Source organism: Chitinophaga caseinilytica (assembly GCF_038396765.1).
Classification (GTDB): domain Bacteria; phylum Bacteroidota; class Bacteroidia; order Chitinophagales; family Chitinophagaceae; genus Chitinophaga; species Chitinophaga caseinilytica.
The window spans coordinates 1,739,212-1,756,323 of the sequence record NZ_CP150096.1 but is presented as its reverse complement, the minus strand read 5'-3'; the positions used below and the strand labels follow the sequence as shown (position 1 = coordinate 1,756,323).

The following is a 17,112-nucleotide window of genomic DNA, read 5'->3' as shown; positions in this document are numbered from 1 at the left end:
TTACGGCCTGTCCTGAAGATGCAAAGATAGTGATAACCACGTCAACATCCACATCCTGCCACGGACATTCGATCATGAACCGCACGAAACCCCGGGCCGGGTTCGGGTACGTCCACACCGCAGGGCCACCCTCTTCTCCCCCGCCACCACGAACCGGATCGTCCGGGTCGAGGAATTGTTCCAGGCATCCCAGGCGCGGATGGTCAGGGTATGCGGCCCGGGGGAAAGGCCCGCCATGGGGAATTGTAGGGTCCCTTCCTGCCAGGTGCCCGGCGTGGCGGCATAAAATTCATTCAGGACGAAAAACTGGGCATTATCGTCGAGCACAGCGGTGATGTCGTGCCCCGTGCCGTTGCCCGCTGCGTTGATCCCGGAAATATCCTTCAAACGCAGCAGTAGCGTGGGCGAAGCCGATGTGCGGCCACCGTCCGTAAACCTCGTATTGTCCATCCAGGCCCCGATCTCCGGGCCTTCCCCGTCGGGTTGCCCGGCTTCGGCCGTCCCACGCAGCCGCATGCCCCGCCAGGCGCCGCCCGCGTCTTCGGATTTCCCTTCCGCATAGAACCGCATCACGGCCACTGCACCGGATTGCGACATGTCTTTCGGCACCACGAACCCTGCTGAAAAGCGCCCGGCGATCACGGTATCGCTCCCGCGGAACAGCAACCGGTCATCGGCTGCGAACGTCGCCCGTTGGCTGCCGGGGTCGTTGGCGCGGGTGAACTGTTGCCCCGGCGCGTCATGAACGGAAATACGCACCCGGCCATGAAAATCCGTCCGCACATTCCCGTTCCCATCCCGCACACTGCCCGAAAGCCGGTAAAAGCCCAGCGCCTTCAGGGAATCCGCGGCATTGGCGGCTTTTCCGTTCACGGAATCCAGGAAAATCCGCTGCTTCGGAAAAGCGATGGCCATCGCCGGATCGCCGAGCAGCTGGAATTTACGGTTATTGACCGCGTCGGCCGATTGCGCATACGTAGCGTTTTTGGCACGCATCGCACCTTCGCCGAGGAGCGGCATTTTCCCGGAAGCGCCTGTGCGGAAGGCCTCACGGAAGTAATTGGCATTCATCACTTTATTGGAAGCGGCGAGCACGGCGCGGGTAGTGGTCAGCAACGCGATCGCTCCGCCATTTTTCCGTAACAGCAACTGCGCGCCCAGCGGATGGACCTCCGGCTGATCGAACGGCGCAAAGTCACAGGTAGCGGTGATCAGCAGGGGCAACCGATCGGTATTTTCCCATTGCGCGGCAGACGTTTCGCTGAGAATGGCCTCTTCTGCCAGGCGGGTGGCGCTGCCATGGCCACTGTAATTCCAGACCAGGTTGCCGGCGTTCATCCGGTGGCGGACGGCATCGTTCACCGCGGGATAGCGGCTGCCCGAAGAGCCCGCCACCTGGGGATAGGCGTCGAGGTAAATCTTGTTGATGTGGAAGTCCGGGGATTCTCCGGCCATCATGTTGGCGACGGATTCCGCGTCGTCGAAATGGAGATTGGCATCTTCATCGTCTGCCACGAAAGTCAGCTCCTGGCGCCACTCCCCGAATGACGCGGGCGATTCGTACCGGATGATCTTATCCACCACCGAAGCCGCCTCTTCCACCGTCGAAACCGGCAGGCGGCCAACGGCTACATCGAGGAGGGGACCGTGTTTCGAAATATCATCGTTATCGTCGAGGAAAGCGTAGAAATCGTCGCTGGGATGGGTGTTGAGGCCGTGCAGCGACGCCGGGCTTTGCCAAACCGGCACACTTTCCACGGATGATTTTTTATAGTTGTAACCGGCGCGCCCCATGAGCAGCACGAACCGCAGGGCTTTGCGGTCGTAATGCATCTTGAGGAAATCCCGCAGCGCCGAGGGGTCCGCCAATCCGCTGCCGAACTCGTTCCAGATCAGGTCGGTAGTTACGCAACTGACGCTCAGGCCAGAATGTTCCCGGCGCCAGGCGGCGAGTTTTTCGGCCTGGGGCAGGAATTGTTTCGGCGTGATGATGAGCATTTGCGCGGGCGCCTGGCCGTGAAGGTCCTGGTTCGCAACCGGCCCAATGTACGTGGGTTCTGGCAATCCATCCGGCCGGAAGGCGGCATACTCGCGCAGTACGCCCGCATCGCGCGAGAAACGCAGGGTATTATTGGATGATTCCGTTGTTAGCTGGATGGGCCGCTGCGGATCGGTGATGTCCCAGACCCGGGTGCCGGCATCCGCTCCGGCGATCTCGAAACCAGCGGTTTTCCCCGCGCCAAAGCTGCGCGAGTCGCGGAAAAGCAGGGGGCCTTGTCCTGAAAGCGCAAGCGGAGCACGGCCTTCGATGGTAAAATAGTCCAACCAACCCTGTGCGCTTGCGTTTCCGGAGAAGGTAACGGTCAGATTGCCGGGGTTGGCGGCAGGGAAGGAACCGTTTACCGTAGTTGCGTAGGTATCAAAGATATTACCGGGCACGGGCGGCGGGAAGAGTGTCCCCAGCGCCTGGCCGCCTGCTGTGATCACGAACTTCGCGCCAGACGTGGATCGCGCGGCGAAGCGGATCCGTAACACCACGTCGGTAAGGTTCGCGGGTGCATTCGTGGGGTACGTGCGCGCGAGGGCGTCTTCCGGCAGCGCGGAAAAGCGGTCGCCCAGCCACTCCTTCCCGCCGGAAAGGATATTGTGTCTGTCCTGCTCGAACACGCTGAGGTAATCGTACTCCTTGATATATCCCGTTACCGGCGGGGCGCTGCCGTCTGTAGGGATCCGGAGCCCTCCGGCGCCGAGGGTAATAAAATAACAGACCGAATCCGCATACAAGTTGGAGCGGAGTTCCCATTCCCCGGCGGAAAATTGCCGGCGGAGGGGGCCGGGCGCATAAAATAAAATGTAATCGTTGCCGTTTAGAATACCGTCGCCCCCGTCAACGACGGTCACGGCGATTTCGGGGAGGTCATCGGGCCGGGGGATGGCGTTATCTTCCGGGATGATATCGCCGCCGTGGCTGAAGATGCGGACGGAGGAAGCGGGTTTCCCTTCGGCCGGGAGCCCCCAGCGCTGCAGGGCCTGCAGGGGAATGCGGTAGACGCCGGGCTGGGAAACAGACACTTTCCGCCATTGACCGGCTGCCAGTACCGACCGGGATGCATATTGCCGTTGCGCCGCCGAATCGAGGGCGGGCAGCAGGCAAATGGCCAGGGCCAGGAAGCGGGTTCTCCGGGGGCGATGCGCATAAGGTCGGAAAGCTTGTATCACACAAACCTAATATATATCAGGGAGTTTCACAACGCCCGTTACACGCATCTGTTTACAGATTATTTATTTTTGCTATAAAATAAAAAGAATTACATTTGCGTTTACCTATTTGAATACCTAAATTGTATCGATCAAAAGCTGTTATCGCATGCACAGATTAACCTCCTTATCCTTGATTGTGGGCACCAGCGTGGTAATGTCCATGTCTGCCTGCAGCAAGAACGGCGGCGGCGGGCTGTTCGGGAAGAAGAAGGACGCTTCTTCCGCTACAGGCTGGAATTATAACGACCCCAAGATGGGTGGTTTCTCCGTTGCCAAGAGCAAAGACCAGTTCACTGGTCCGGGACTTGTGTTCGTTCAGGGCGGTACGTTCGCCATGGGCGCCACGGAGCAGGATGTGATGGGCGACTGGAACAATATCCCCCGCCGTATTACGGTTTCGTCGTTTTACATCGACGAGAATGAAGTATCCAACGTGAACTACCGCGAGTACCTGTTCTGGCTGAACCGCGTGTACGGAGAATCTTTCCCCGACGTTTACCGCGGCGCATTGCCCGACTCCCTCGTTTGGCGTAGCGAACTGGCTTACAACGAGCCGCTCGTGGAATACTACTTCCGTCACCCTGCCTATAACGATTACCCGGTGGTAGGCGTTTCCTGGAAACAGGCGACCGATTACGCCAAATGGCGCTCCAACCGTGTGAACGAAAAACTCCTCATGGACGCCGGCCTTCTTTCCAAGGCAGACATCATGAACCAGGCAGACGATAACACGTTCGATTCCAAAGCCTACATGGCCGGCCTGTACGAAGGTACCCCCGGCAAAATGTCCAAAACCGCGAAGAAACAATTCGCCAATGCCGACGGTTCTCCCCGTGGCGCGCAGTTCGAAGACGGTATCATGCTGCCGAACTACCGCCTGCCCACGGAAGCTGAATGGGAATACGCCGCGCTGGGATATATCGGTCAGAACCCCAGTCCTTCCAAGAAAGAAGGCAAACGCGGGGAAGAGCTGATCCTCAACAAACAGATCTACTCCTGGGGCACCAACAACGCCGGCCTGCGCGATATCCGCCGCGGTAACTGGCAAGGTCAGTTCCTGGCGAACTTCAAACGCGGCTCGGGCGACAACATGGGTATGGCCGGCGGTCTGAACGACCGGGCTTCCATCCCCGCTCCCGTTCGTTCCTTCTTTCCCAACAACTTCGGCGTGTATAACATGTCGGGTAACGTGAGCGAGTGGGTGAACGACGTGTACAGGCCGTTGACCACCATCGATGGTGACGACTTCAACTACTTCCGTGGTAACAAATTCCAGACGGTATATCAAAACGAGAACAAGGAGTTCGAAAAAGACAGCCTCGGCGTGCTGAAAATGCGCGACGTAACGGATGAAGAATCCGCCAGCCGGCTGAACTACCAGAAAGGCGACGTGATCAACTACCTCGATGGTGACTCCCTTTCGCTCGTGGAATACGGTTACGGCGTCACTACCCTGATCAACGACAAATCCCGCGTGATCAAAGGTGGTAGCTGGAACGACCGTGCCTACTGGCTTTCTCCCGGTACCCGCCGCTACATGCAGGAAGAAATGGCGACCAACACCGTAGGCTTCCGTTGTGCGATGGACCGTGTAGGCAGCCCCGAAGGCAACAAGTTTAAAACGGGTCAGGTTTTCCGCGCCCAGCGCCAGAAACGCTAATCCGCTCTTTTAGCATACAGGAAAGGCTGACCGCATGGTCAGCCTTTTTCTTTTGTACCTGGTAGGCGAATTTTTGTACCGAATGCCCTGTCATTTCGAAGCCGGACTTTTTATGCCCGGAACGCTGTTCCCTACTTTTATCGACAGATGCTTTGTTGACAACATTTACTGGCAGCAATAGCAGTGTACGGCCCGGGACAGGTATTTTCCGAAACATGAAAGGCTGACCATCATGGCCAGCCTTTCATTTGCGCTTTACGGCGCGGATATCGTTACCGCTATTCGTTATCGTTTTTTAGCTTTCGCTTTGGGCGTGCCCCAGCCTGCGGGTTTCGGCTTGGTTTTGGAAGCCGCCTTCTTGGCTACCGGCTTTGCTTTCGCCGCGGCTTTTTTGGCTACGGGTTTCGCTTTGGCCTTGGGAGCGGGTTTCGCCTTTACGGCTGCCTTAGCTTTCGCTTTGGGGGCAGGTTTCGTTTTAATGGCGGCTTTTTTGGCTACCGGTTTGGCTTTTACAGCGGCTTTCGCTTTGCCCTTCGGAGCGGGTTTCGCTTTCACTACGGCTTTCTTCGCTACCGGTTTTGCTTTCACGGCGGCCTTCTTAGCTGCCGCTTTCTTCGCTACCGGTTTGGCCTTTACGGCCGCTTTGGCTTTGCCTTTCGGAGCGGGCTTCGCTTTCACTACTGCTTTTTTCGCTACCGGTTTTGTTTTAACAACAGCCTTCTTGGCTGCCGCTTTCTTCGCTACCGGTTTGGCCTTTACGGCCGCTTTGGCTTTGCCTTTCGGAGCGGGTTTCGCTTTAACGACGGCTTTCTTCGCTACGGGTTTTGCCTTAGCAGCAGCTTTTTTGGCGGCGGGTTTAGCGGCAGCCTTTTTCGCAGCGGGTTTGGCAGGTGCAGCTTTAGCAGCGGCTTTCTTGGCGGCGGGCTTCACTTTGGTAGCGGCTTTCGCTTTCGGAGCCGGTTTTGCTTTGGCAGCAGGCTTTTTGGCGGGAGCTGCAGGTTCCGCTTTCTTTTCAGCGGGAGCGGCGGCCTTCTTTTTGGCGGGCGCTTTTTTAGTAGGCGCGGCCGGAGCAGGTGCAGCAGTGGGCGCGGCAGCTTCAACGGTTGTTTCCGTGGTTGCGGCGGCTACGGGCTCAGCGGCTTTCTCTTCTTCCGGCTTCACGTCTACCCAACCATCGGTGTGGCCTTCCCAGAGCTCGATGATCTCGCGGGCGTGGTCTCCGTTGTCTGGTTTTGCGATGATGTGGGCGATGTTGCCTTCTTCATCGATGAGGAAAGTGGTACGATGGGTACCGTCGTAAGTACGGCCCATGAATGTCTTTTCGCCCCAAACGCCGTAGGCATTCAGGATGTCGTGGCTGGTATCCACGAGAATGGGAAAGGGCAGGTCGTACTTGTCGCTAAATTTCTTGTGGCTCGCCTCGTCATCCTCACTAACGCCGATCACGGCATACCCTCTGTTCAACAGCTGGGAATGGTGATCACGGAGATTGCAGGCCTGGGTTGTACAGCCTGGCGTCATGTCGTGCGGGTAAAAATAGAGGATGACTTTCTTTCCTCTGAAATCGGCCAGCGATATGGTGTTACCATGCTGGTCCACGGCGGAAAAGTCGGGGGCGCTTACCCCAGGTTGCAGATGCGTCATGGTTTTACTAGCGTTTAAACGTCAAAGTATATGTGGATGAGTTATTGGCAATGTCCGTCACGGTGAGCGTAAGGGTATGCGTACCCGGAGGGCAATGCTTATCAAAAATATAAGAAACTACGTTACTTTTTCGCGAAAAGCGCAACCATTTTCCGTCGAGTTCCGCGCGGTAGGATTTCACCCCGCTGTCGTCACTCATACTGAACGTGATGCGCCCCGCTCCGCCCAGGTTGGCGTTTTGCCTGATACCGCCCAGCGGCGTGATTTTCGGGGGAATGGTATCGACCACCAGTTGAAAATCCCCCAGGTCCCGCGAGCTTCCGCGATACCAGCCATCTTCCTCCGCCGTGGCCGCCGTCACACTTTCCCCTAACCCTTTCCGCTCCAGCACCATCTTATCCTTCAAATGCGCCGGCACCGCGCGCGTGGGTTTTATCCGCAGACTGAACCCTGCATGCAGCGGCACGAGCGCGGAATGCAAACGGTAAATATTCGAATATCCGCCACCCGCCGCGATCTCCGAATACCGGAAACAAACCTCGTCGTACAGCGAGCCTTCGTCCAGACTGAACTCCACCTGGTTGTTCTCGAAAATGTTCATCGATTCGGGGAACATCCGGTTGGCACAGGCCGCTTCGGCCGTTTTACCGCCGCTCTGCTGCAGCGAAATCTTCACGTCGGAAGCGTTGCCGTAAGCGTCCGTTACGCGGACGGTCACCGGGTGCGCCTGCCCGTCAGACAGGTCGATCACCCCATCTTCTCCTGCTTTGTCGTGGTAAATATCGAGCTGGTTGCCGGGGAGCGCGAACAGCAGTTGCACGTACGGCCCGCCGCCTTTCTTCATTTTATAATCGATGTGCGCGTTGAGGTAGCGCGTTTCGTCGTACCCGATATTATCCAGCTGGAAACCCAGGTCCAGCGCCCCATCGCGGAGCAGCATGGCTTCGTAGATGCCGTTGGGATTGGGGGAATTGGACTGCCGGTCGAGCGCGCTCACGCCCAGGCTCACCTTGCTGGTGGGCACCTGTACGAGCGGCCGGCTGGCGGCGTATTTCCCGTCTTTCCCCTTATGGACCGGCACTACCAGGGGCGTTTGCTCGAAGATGCTCCGGTTGCGGTCGTACACCACGATGCGGGAGATTTCCGGGTCGCGGGTGTCGGGGATATTGAAACCGAAGAGCATGCCGTTGAGGGGCTTTTCGGTGTGGGAATCGCGGATCTCGAAATGGAGGTGCGGGCCTGCGGAGCCGCCCGTATTTCCGCTCCAGGCAACGAATTCCCCTTTTCTAACGGGGAAAAGGTCTGGCGGGATGGTGAGGTCTGCCGCCCAGCTTTCGAGCTCATATTGTTTGCGCTCCACGTATTCGTCGAGCTGCGGAAAGAATTTATTGAGGTGGGCGTATACCGTTGTGTAGCCGTTGGGATGCGTGATGTAGAGCACGTTCCCGAAGCCGGTGTGCGACACGCCGACGCGGCTCACATAGCCGTCGGCCGCGGCGTGAACGGGGAGGTTTTCGCGCTGTTGGGTCTTGAGGTCCAGCCCGGAATGGAAGTGATTGGGACGCAGTTCGCCGAAGTTGCCGGCGAGTTCCATGGGTACGTTCAACGGGTTCCTGAAATAACCTTTCGGGTAATGTTTCTCCGGCATCGACTGCGCCTGCACGAATTGCGGGAGCATGAGCAAGAGGGCGATCGATCTTTTCATCCTGCAAATGTAAGGGTTAAAGGAGAGCCTGAAAACGGCAATCCATGATTGACAGCGAATTAACATTTTTTTTGCCAACAACTGTGCCCTTTTCCTTAATTTCCATTTACCAAAACCAATCTGTTTTATGAGCTATCCGATACAAGAGATCCAGGGCATAGGGCCCAACTTCGCAGGAAAACTGAAAGGCATCGGTATTGACACCGTGGCGAAGCTGCTGGAAGACGGGCAGGCCAAAAGCGGCCGTTCCCGCATCGCGGAATCTACAGGCATTCCGGAAACTTTGATCCTCACATGGGTGAACCATGCAGACCTGATGCGGTTGAACGGCGTGGGCGACCAGTTCGCCGAGCTGCTCGAAGCCGCCGGTGTAGATACGGTGAAGGAACTGCGGAACCGCAACGCCGAAAACCTCCACGCCAAGGTGACCGAACTGAACCAGCTGAAGAACCTCAGCGGCCGGGCGCCCTCACTGTCGGAGATACAGTCGATGATCGACCAGGCGCGCGACCTGGAGCCGGCTATATCTTATTAATTCAGCGACTCGCAAAAACAACAAGGGCGGAGATCATTCCCCGCCCTTGTTTTATTTTACGAACGTCAAACTACAACCCTTTACGTATCTCATCGATCAGTTCCACGAACCTCCGGTCCGTACGGATCTCCGGGTTCCAGGCGAGCCCCATTTCGCAGAGGTCGTATTCCTTGCGGATGGTGGCGCCGGGCTTGCCGTCTTCCGTTCCCATGAGCCACACCGTGTCAGACACGGCCGCGGCATTCTCGATGTCGTGGCTCACCACGATGAGGGTGTTTTCTTCGTGCAGCGTCGAAACTTTCAATAACAGTGCTATCACCCGGTCGATCATCAGAATGTCCAGGCCGGAGAAAGGCTCGTCGAGCAAAATGAACCGGTTGCCGGTAAGTACCTGCTGGATGATGGACACCCGCTGCCGCTGGCCCCCGCTCAATTGCGCGGGGTACTTTTTGAGATGGTCCATCAGCTCGAAAGTGGTGGCGTAATCTTCGATGATCCGCTTTTTCTCGGCATCGCTGAGCGCAACGCCGGAATGGTCGAGGCCGATGCGGAGGTTCTGGTAGATGGTACGGTGCTGGAACAGGATGTAGTTCTGCGGCACGATACCCACCTGGCCGGCCTGTACGGGATGCTGGTCTGCCCCGATGCGGACGGTCCCCTGCGTGGGGGGCACCAGCCCGGAAAGTACCTTGAACAGCTGCGTCTTGCCCAGGCCGCTCCGCCCGATGAGCGCCACTACCTGGCCCTGTTCCACGCCTTCGCGGTGAACGTTGTGGATCTTGAAGTTAATGTCGCGGAGGATCACTTTTTCGCCATACTGCAAATGAATATTCTCCGCGCTCAGCAGTAAATGGCTTTTCGAATATGCGTTCATCAGCGTGTTTGCAGTTTGGTGTAAGGGAATAACCAGTGGCGGAAAAGCCCCAGTATGTAATCGAATGCCATCCCGATCAGGAAGATGATCACCAGCAGCCCGAACACCACATCCAGCTGAACGTATTTATTCGCTTTGATCAGCATCACGCCCAGCCCCCCTTCGCTCATACTCAAACCTTCTACAGACGTGATCATCAGCCAGGCGATGGCGAAGTTCTGCCGCATCACTTCAAATACCTGGTCCAGCCGCCCCACGATGATCACTTCCCAGAGCGTTTGCCAACTGTTCATCCGCAGCGTTGTGCACAACTCGTATTCCTGTTTGTTGATCCCATCGATGACAGACAGCAGCGAGGTCACGAAAAACGGTACGATCCCGAAAATCAGCAGGCTGATCTTCAACTGATGCCCGTTCTGCGTGAGGAGCGTGAACAGGAAGATGAGCCCCGTGAGCGTGAGGTACCGGCATTTGATGACGAACCTGGCCAGCGGCTGGAAAAACGGGACGATCGATAAATAACTGATCACCAGGGCGATGAGGATCGAAATCGTCATACCCTTGACCGTCAGCACCAGGCTGGCGAACAGGTTGTCGATGAAATCGGGCATGACGAAAATCCGGCCGATAGCGGAAACCACCTTATCCGGCGTGGGGATGAGCCCTCCGCCCGACAGTTGCCACGCTGCCAGCGCCACCACCGCTTCGGCTACGATGAGGATCACCATGGTCCGCGGGTTGATGCTGCGAAGTGGTTCGAATATGTTTTTAAGCTTGTTCAATACGAAATGTTTTGGAGGATGAAAATCCCCGGGCCGGCAAGCCCGCCCGGGGAAATGGTCCGTTAGTTACCCAGCACGATCTGCACGCGGCGGTTCTTCGCGCGGCCTTCGGCGGTAGCGTTGGTGGTTTCCGGTTTGGACGCACCGAAGCCTTTGGATTCCAGCCTGTTGGCCGCGAGCCCCTTGGCCTGGAGGTATGCCACTACGGAAGCGGCGCGCTCGTTAGACAGCTTCAGGTTGGCTTCGTCGTTGCCCACATTGTCGGTATGGCCATACACGCCCAGCTTCAGCCCCTCCGCCACTACGGCGCTTTTCAGGATATCGTCGAGCACGGCGTAAGATTCCGGGCGGATCACGGCGCTACCGGTCTCGAACTGCACTTGTACCGATTTGGACGACACTTCCTTCGTGATCGCGTCCGCATATTCTACTTTGATCGCCGCGCCGGTCAGCAGTTCGGGATGGTTGCTCACCACGCTGGCGAGGAACGATTTGTCGACCACCTTGTTGTACACCGGGTACGCAGGCACCAGCTCGGGGTACATTTTCACGAGGATGTCGCCGAATGTGCCGTACACGATCTTGTAACGGTCGAGCTTATCGTCTCCCAGGCCGAACATGTTGGCGGCGTCTGCGAGGTTATAGGCCATAGACCCGCCGAGGTGCAGCTTCGTGCCCTGCGCGTCGTTCTCTTCGGTGCCGTTATAATACTTCAGCCAGTAAGCACCGTCCTGCTCGTTGTACACCTTGGCGGATACGTCGGCAGCGAAAGCCTTGGCATCGTTGAAGGAGCGCACCTGATCGCCGGCCTGCGCCAGCGCCATGATGAGGTTCTCGATGTCTGTACGGTGGTCGTTCGCGAATTTCTTGATGGTGATGGTGATGTTCGGCATCTGTGCGGCATACTCACGGGTGGTGGCGATGTTGATCAAGCCACCTTTTTTCTGCGCGATGTTCACGTCACCCGGCGTCCAGGTGGCAACACCGTCTACGCCCACCGTCGTGTCTTTGGCTACTTTCTTGCCGTTCTCCACGAACTTGCGCGTTTCGCTGTACCCGGCGATGTATTTGTTGGCCGCGTCGAGGAAGTCGTTGGCAGCGATGAGGTTGATGGCGTTCCGGTCGAACGAAGTTTCGTCGGGGTTCACGCGGATGCCGTTGTCGCCCGCCCATTTCACGAGGATGTTCATGTCGCCGTCGCGGAGCACGCAGGCCACGGTTTTACCGATAGCCGCTTTGGGATTGAGTTTCCATTCGGCGGGGCCCATCAGTTTGTCTTCACCGTAGCTTTTACCCATGGAGTAAAAGGCGATGGGCTGATATTCGGGACCGAGGGGCTCGAGCTCCTTTGCCAGCGCGGCAAAGAACATCGGCATACCATCACCCATGAACGACGCGAAAACGCCGGGAGTGTTGGGGTCGGACTTGTAATCCTGCGCAAACTTCACCATATCGGCGATGGATTTGTTACAATCGTCTTGCCGGATGACGTCCACTTCCAGTTTCGCTTTATCGATCAGGGAATTTTTCGTCGTTTTGGGGCCGCCGTTGGCATACATGAGCGCAAACTGCGAGTTCCACGCCATGATCTTCCACTGGATGCGGGTACCGCCGTTGCCGGACACTTCGGTCGAAGGCAGCTCCAGCTTGGCCGCGTTGCCGCTGAGCGATGCTTCGGGTGCATCGGGGAGGTTCACTTTACCGATTTCGGTAGCGGCTTTCGCTTCCTGGGGGCGCTTGTCCCACCAGAATACTTTACCGGCGTACAGACCGCCGAGGAGAATAAGGATACCTAATACTTTACCACCAGGTTTTACTTTAATTGCCATTGTAGGGATGTTTTAAGTTGTTTGATGTTTGTACGGAAATATGAATGGTTACTTGCCAAGGGTTAACTCAGCAGATTATTGTAGTTGTCGTTGGGAACGGTGCCGGGCGTGCGCGGCGCGTTGGAAGGCTCCCAGCGCTGCACGTCGAGGCGGAATTCCTTGTCCGGGTCGAAAGACTCCAGCATTTGCAGGCCCTGCAGCTCGTAGGTAGCGTTGTCCAGGTCGATCGAGCGCATGAAATCTGTCGAGTAGTTGATCGCTTTTTTCATGCTGGACAGTTTGGTGGCGATGTCTTCCTTCAGATATTCCATCGACTGTTCCACCAGCAGTTTCTTTTCCGGGTCGCCGTTAAAGATCTTGAGGGCAGACGTGAGGGCTTTGTTGCCGGACGACACTGATTTGTAGAGGTCCTTTTTCAGCTCGAGCTCATTGCGCGCATCTTCGATCATATACCCCGAGTTCTTGTGAACTTTGGTGAGGTAATCGCCGATTTTGGCGAGGTTGTCGCGGATGGGCGTGAGTTGCTGGATATATTCCTTGATCCGTGCGATGTGCCGGGTGGCGTTGCCCAGTTCCGGCAGCATGTTATTGCTCTGCGCGGCTTTGGCGCGGCTCATCAGCTGGGCCATGTCTTTTTCCTTTTCGTCGATCTTGAGGTCGATGCGTTCTTTCTGCGCGTCTACATCTACCGATTGTTTGTAGAGTTTCTCGCGTTGCTCTTCCATGTCGCCGATATAATCTTCCGCGATGAGGAAGGGGTCCAGCTCGATGACGATCCCTACGAGTTTCTTCATGAGCCACTCATAGAAGTAGAAGAAGGCGAGCCGGAGTTTGCGGTGGGTGACGCAATACAGGAACACGCCGAGGCACACGAGGGCGATGCCGAAGTTGAGGGTGCTCCAGACTACGGCGAGCAGGATGGGCATGATGAAATACGCTGCTGCGATCAGGATGCCGATGCCGATGATGACACCGAACTTGCCGCCTGGCCGGTTCCAGTACGATTTCAGTTTGTCGTTTCCCTGTTGCGGGAAGTAGTTTGTTTCCATGTTTGGTTAGCTGGTTAAAGGGAGGTTTGGATTTTTTGGATGTCTGACTGGATTTTCGTGATCATGGCCTGGCAGGCGACGTCGTACCCCTGCCTGTTGGCGGAGATTTTCTGTTCCTGTTCGGCGACTTGTGCCTGGAGCGTCTTCATGCCGGTCTGTGCTTTGGTGATGTCTTCCGTGAGCCGTTGGATTTGGGCGGAGTGTTCGGCGATCTGTTTTTCGAGATCGGCGATTTCCTGCTTACGGCCTTCGACTTCGCGGGAGGCTTTGTCTTCGGCGGCTTTAAGGAATTCCGCGCGGTCTTTTTCCACGAGGGCCTGGTATTGCCCGGCGGTTTCGAGGAGTTTGTCGCGCGAGAGGCCCTGAATGCTCAGTGTGGCGAATACGGCGGCGATGCGCGCTTTTTCGTCGGGCACGTGAGCTTCCAGGGTTTCCATCATGCGCCAGAACTCGAAGTAATCGGGCCCGGGCAGGTTGGAGGATTCGAACAGCCGGGTGAAGTGCTGGTCGAATTTGTCCAGTTCCTCGGCGGAAATACCGGCTACAGCCTGTTTGGGGCTGGACAGGGGGAATTTTTGGGCAAGGGAGTCCCTAACGGGAGCGCCGCCCGGCTGCAAAGGTTCATTGGGTTCAAATTCCACGAAAAGACCCAATGCCTTCTTGAGAAAGTTCGACATTGACAGGTGATGGGTTTAAGAAAGTCGGCTGAATACCAATCTACACGAATGAGTGTAAATTTATATATTTAATTGAGAAGGTATGTCGCAGAAATTATATTCTACATCGGTTTGAATTGTAGACGTAAAGGTACACCAATTCTGTCATATGCAAAATTTTAGACCTGCTTAAAAATCTTTCTGGGTTTGATAAACAGCAATTTGGGAGGCTTCTTAACGAAAATCCGGAACCCCGGGGGCGGGTGGATTTGAAAATTTATAAGCCGTGGCGGGCGGGATTAGTGGTTAACTATTTTTTTTACGCTAATTTAGTCACCGCAAAAACGACGCATGTCAATCAACGTAACGGCGCTGCTGAAGCAGTATGGGGAGCAAAAAGCGGTGGACGGTATATCGTTCAGCCTGCAGAAGGGCGAGATCGTCGGGTTCCTCGGGCCCAACGGGGCCGGTAAATCCACCACCATGAAGATCATCACCGGTTACCTGCCGCCCACCGGCGGCTCGGCATCGGTATGCGGGTTCGACGTGGCCAGGGCGCCGCTGGAAGTCCGCCGTCGCGTGGGCTACCTCCCCGAAGCCAATCCCCTGTACCCGGACATGTACATCCGCGAGTTCCTGGAATTCGCGGCGGGCATGCACGGGCTGGGAAAGGGCGCTTCCGCGCGGATCGACGAAATGATCGGCCGCACGGGCCTCACGCCGGAGCGCCATAAGAAGATCGGCATGTTATCAAAAGGTTATAAACAGCGTGTAGGCCTGGCGCAGGCCCTGCTGCACGACCCGGAAGTCCTCATCCTGGACGAGCCCACTTCCGGCCTCGACCCCAACCAGCTGGCAGACATCCGCCAGCTCATCCGGGAACTGGGGGAGAACAAGACCGTCATGCTTTCCACCCACATCATGCAGGAAGTGGAAGCCCTGTGCAGCCGCGCCATCATCATTAATAAAGGTCATATCATCGCAGACGGGGCTATCAGCTCCCTCCGCCAGGGCGCCTCCGGATTCATCCAGGTGGCCTTCGCCGAGGAAACCGCCCCCGCAGATCTGGAAGCCCTCCCGGGCGTCCAAAAGGTAACCCCGGCCGAAGGGAACGCCTGGCGGCTATACACCGCAGACCCCGAAACCGTACGGAAAAACCTGCTGCAATTCGCTTTGATAAATAACCGGAACATCCTTTCTTTGCAGAGCAATTCGCTGTCGCTCGAAGACGTGTTCAGGGAACTGACAAACTAGTGGTAAAGAAAAGGTCACTTTTTCCAGCATTTAAACAATAAAAATTTTACCCATGAGTATCATTTCAGAGATCCATGCCAGACAGATTTTAGACAGCCGCGGTAACCCCACGGTGGAAGTAGACGTAACCACGGAAGACGGTCACCTCGGCCGCGCCGCCGTGCCCTCCGGCGCATCTACCGGGAAACACGAAGCCGTTGAACTGCGGGATGGCGACAAAGGAGCGTACATGGGCAAAGGTGTACTCAAAGCGGTAAAAAACGTCAATGAAGTGATCGCTGACGAACTGATCGGCTGGGATATCTCCGACCAGGCCGGCATCGACAAGCTCCTCATCGAGCTCGACGGTACCGAAAACAAAGCCAAACTGGGCGCCAACGCCACCCTGGCCGTTTCCATGGCCGTGGCAAAAGCCGCTGCAGAAGCTTACGGCCTCCCCCTCTTCCGCTACCTCGGCGGCGTAAACGGCACCACCCTGCCGCTGCCCCTCATGAATATCATCAACGGCGGCGTTCACGCCGATAACAAGATCGACTTCCAGGAGTTCATGATCATCCCCGTTGGCGCAGACACCTTCTCCGACGGCCTCCGTTGGGGCGTGGAAGTGTTCCACCACCTCAAATCCGTACTGAAAAAGAAAGGATACAGCACCAACGTTGGCGACGAAGGCGGTTTCGCCCCCGAAATCCAGTCGAACGAAGAAGCCATCGAAACCGTGCTCCAGGCCATCGAAGCCGCTGGCTACAAACCCGGCTCCCAGATCGCCATCGCCCTCGACGCCGCTTCCAGCGAAATGTACAACGAGGCAGACAACACCTACAAATTCTACAAATCCTCCCAGAAAATCATCTCCTCCGACGAAATGGTAGCCTTCTGGGCAGAATGGTGCAAAAAATACCCCATCGTTTCCATCGAAGACGGCATGGCCGAAGACGACTGGAACGGCTGGAAAAAACAAACCCAGGCTATCGGTGCCAACGTACAGCTGGTGGGCGACGATCTGTTCGTGACCAACGTTAAACGCCTGAAACAGGGTATCGACCAGGATATCGCCAACTCCATCCTGATCAAAGTGAACCAGATCGGTACCATCACCGAAACCATCAACGCCGTATCCATGGCGCAGAAAGCTGGTTACACCTCCATCATGAGCCACCGTTCCGGCGAAACCGAAGACACCACCATCGCCGACCTCGCCGTGGCCCTGAACTGCGGTCAGATCAAAACCGGTTCCGCTTCCCGCACAGACCGTATGGCCAAATACAACCAGCTCCTCCGCATCGAGGAACTGCTGGACAGCAGCGCCATTTATCCGAAAAATTCCATTAAATTTGGTAAGAAATAAATTTTCTTCCCACTGCGTTTAATTAGTGGTCAAATACAAATCATTCCGGGCACTGCACGTCAGTGCCCGGATTTTATAAAACAGTGTGATTATGGAAGAGACGAAGCAGAAATCAAAATTCAGGATCCCCGCATGGGCCCGCAACAAATACATCATCAGCTGTATCCTGTTCGGCGCCTGGCTCCTCTTCCTCGACCGTAATAACATCCTATACCAGTTCCAGCTCTACCGCGAAGTCAACCAGCTGGAAAATCAGAAAGACTTCTACCTCAAAGAGATCGAACAAGACCGTCAGAACCACCAGGACCTCTTTTCCAGCCCTTCTAAACTTGAAAAGTTCGCGCGTGAGCAATACCTGATGAAAAAAGACGATGAAGACGTATTCATTGTACCCACCCCTCCCAACGCCAAACGTTAACCGCCTGACTATCACACCCCTTCGTTTGTTAAAAACTTGCTAAATTCAAAAAAAAGCCATAGTTTAACAATACCGTCTAGCCATTCTCCGTTATAAATCT

Annotated in this window: 13 protein-coding genes; 5 read left to right on the top strand and 8 right to left on the bottom strand. The window is 56.2% G+C overall.

What is annotated here, in order from left to right; translation table 11 throughout:
* Nucleotides 1–72 precede the first annotated feature (72 nt).
* Nucleotides 73–3,219, bottom strand: coding sequence for a type IX secretion system sortase PorU (gene porU, locus WJU22_RS07520; protein WP_341842626.1), 3,147 nt, complete (start codon nt 3,217–3,219; stop codon nt 73–75).
* A 148-nt stretch (nt 3,220–3,367) separates the two neighbouring features.
* Between porU and WJU22_RS07515 the strand changes: the two genes are divergently transcribed.
* Nucleotides 3,368–4,921, top strand: coding sequence for an SUMF1/EgtB/PvdO family nonheme iron enzyme (locus WJU22_RS07515; RefSeq protein WP_341842625.1), 1,554 nt, complete (start codon nt 3,368–3,370; stop codon nt 4,919–4,921).
* A gap of 285 nt (nt 4,922–5,206) precedes the next feature.
* Here the strand turns inward: WJU22_RS07515 and bcp are convergent, their stop codons facing one another.
* Both bcp and WJU22_RS07505 read right to left on the bottom strand, forming a co-directional pair.
* Nucleotides 5,207–6,565: a thioredoxin-dependent thiol peroxidase gene (bcp, locus tag WJU22_RS07510; protein ID WP_341842624.1), complete on the bottom strand. Its 1,359-nt coding sequence runs from the start codon at nt 6,563–6,565 to the stop codon at nt 5,207–5,209.
* A gap of 7 nt (nt 6,566–6,572) precedes the next feature.
* A complete protein-coding gene (locus WJU22_RS07505; RefSeq protein WP_341842623.1) occupies nt 6,573–8,270 on the bottom strand; it encodes a M23 family metallopeptidase in 1,698 nt (565 codons plus the stop codon).
* Nucleotides 8,271–8,397: 127 nt separating this feature from the next.
* Here WJU22_RS07505 and WJU22_RS07500 point away from each other — a divergent pair, with 127 nt between their 5' ends.
* Entirely contained in the window at nt 8,398–8,805 is a 408-nt protein-coding gene (locus tag WJU22_RS07500; RefSeq protein ID WP_341842622.1) for a DUF4332 domain-containing protein, read from the top strand.
* 70 nt (nt 8,806–8,875) lie between these two features.
* On the opposite strand, the gene WJU22_RS07495 is transcribed toward WJU22_RS07500, so the two are convergent.
* The 5 genes from WJU22_RS07495 to WJU22_RS07475 form a co-directional block, all read right to left on the bottom strand.
* Nucleotides 8,876–9,679 (bottom strand): ABC transporter ATP-binding protein, encoded by an 804-nt coding sequence (locus tag WJU22_RS07495; RefSeq protein WP_341842621.1) that lies wholly within the window; start codon nt 9,677–9,679, stop codon nt 8,876–8,878.
* Nucleotides 9,679–10,461, bottom strand: coding sequence for an ABC transporter permease (locus WJU22_RS07490; protein WP_341842620.1), 783 nt, complete (start codon nt 10,459–10,461; stop codon nt 9,679–9,681). The genes WJU22_RS07495 and WJU22_RS07490 overlap by 1 nt, the downstream gene beginning before the upstream one ends.
* Nucleotides 10,462–10,523: 62 nt before the next feature.
* Nucleotides 10,524–12,290 (bottom strand): OmpA family protein, encoded by a 1,767-nt coding sequence (locus WJU22_RS07485; RefSeq protein WP_341842619.1) that lies wholly within the window; start codon nt 12,288–12,290, stop codon nt 10,524–10,526.
* 62 nt (nt 12,291–12,352) lie between these two features.
* Nucleotides 12,353–13,339 (bottom strand): hypothetical protein, encoded by a 987-nt coding sequence (locus WJU22_RS07480; protein ID WP_341842618.1) that lies wholly within the window; start codon nt 13,337–13,339, stop codon nt 12,353–12,355.
* Between the two features lie 14 nt (nt 13,340–13,353).
* Nucleotides 13,354–14,016 carry a hypothetical protein gene (locus WJU22_RS07475; RefSeq protein ID WP_341842617.1) on the bottom strand — a complete coding sequence of 221 codons (663 nt, stop codon included), beginning with the start codon at nt 14,014–14,016 and terminating at the stop codon, nt 13,354–13,356.
* Between the two features lie 330 nt (nt 14,017–14,346).
* Here WJU22_RS07475 and gldA point away from each other — a divergent pair, with 330 nt between their 5' ends.
* The 3 genes from gldA to WJU22_RS07460 all read left to right on the top strand — a co-directional run bounded on the left by gldA (nt 14,347) and on the right by WJU22_RS07460 (nt 17,012).
* Nucleotides 14,347–15,249 (top strand): gliding motility-associated ABC transporter ATP-binding subunit GldA, encoded by a 903-nt coding sequence (gldA, locus tag WJU22_RS07470; RefSeq protein ID WP_341842616.1) that lies wholly within the window; start codon nt 14,347–14,349, stop codon nt 15,247–15,249.
* A gap of 52 nt (nt 15,250–15,301) precedes the next feature.
* Complete coding sequence (eno, locus tag WJU22_RS07465) at nt 15,302–16,594, top strand: phosphopyruvate hydratase (protein WP_126245602.1); 1,293 nt, start codon at nt 15,302–15,304, stop codon at nt 16,592–16,594.
* A gap of 91 nt (nt 16,595–16,685) precedes the next feature.
* Complete coding sequence (locus WJU22_RS07460) at nt 16,686–17,012, top strand: FtsB family cell division protein (protein ID WP_341842615.1); 327 nt, start codon at nt 16,686–16,688, stop codon at nt 17,010–17,012.
* Nucleotides 17,013–17,112 lie beyond the last annotated feature (100 nt).

Bases quoted from the DNA above. Each gene is read 5' to 3' on its own strand.
- WJU22_RS07515 (WP_341842625.1), top strand. From the start codon at position 3,368: ATGCACAGATTAACCTCCTTATCCTTGATTGTGGGCACCAGCGTGGTA.
- bcp (WP_341842624.1), bottom strand. From the start codon at position 6,565: ATGACGCATCTGCAACCTGGGGTAAGCGCCCCCGACTTTTCCGCCGTG.
- WJU22_RS07505 (WP_341842623.1), bottom strand. From the start codon at position 8,270: ATGAAAAGATCGATCGCCCTCTTGCTCATGCTCCCGCAATTCGTGCAG.
- WJU22_RS07500 (WP_341842622.1), top strand. From the start codon at position 8,398: ATGAGCTATCCGATACAAGAGATCCAGGGCATAGGGCCCAACTTCGCA.
- WJU22_RS07495 (WP_341842621.1), bottom strand. From the start codon at position 9,679: ATGAACGCATATTCGAAAAGCCATTTACTGCTGAGCGCGGAGAATATT.
- WJU22_RS07485 (WP_341842619.1), bottom strand. From the start codon at position 12,290: ATGGCAATTAAAGTAAAACCTGGTGGTAAAGTATTAGGTATCCTTATT.
- WJU22_RS07480 (WP_341842618.1), bottom strand. From the start codon at position 13,339: ATGGAAACAAACTACTTCCCGCAACAGGGAAACGACAAACTGAAATCG.
- WJU22_RS07475 (WP_341842617.1), bottom strand. From the start codon at position 14,016: ATGTCGAACTTTCTCAAGAAGGCATTGGGTCTTTTCGTGGAATTTGAA.
- gldA (WP_341842616.1), top strand. From the start codon at position 14,347: ATGTCAATCAACGTAACGGCGCTGCTGAAGCAGTATGGGGAGCAAAAA.
- eno (WP_126245602.1), top strand. From the start codon at position 15,302: ATGAGTATCATTTCAGAGATCCATGCCAGACAGATTTTAGACAGCCGC.
- WJU22_RS07460 (WP_341842615.1), top strand. From the start codon at position 16,686: ATGGAAGAGACGAAGCAGAAATCAAAATTCAGGATCCCCGCATGGGCC.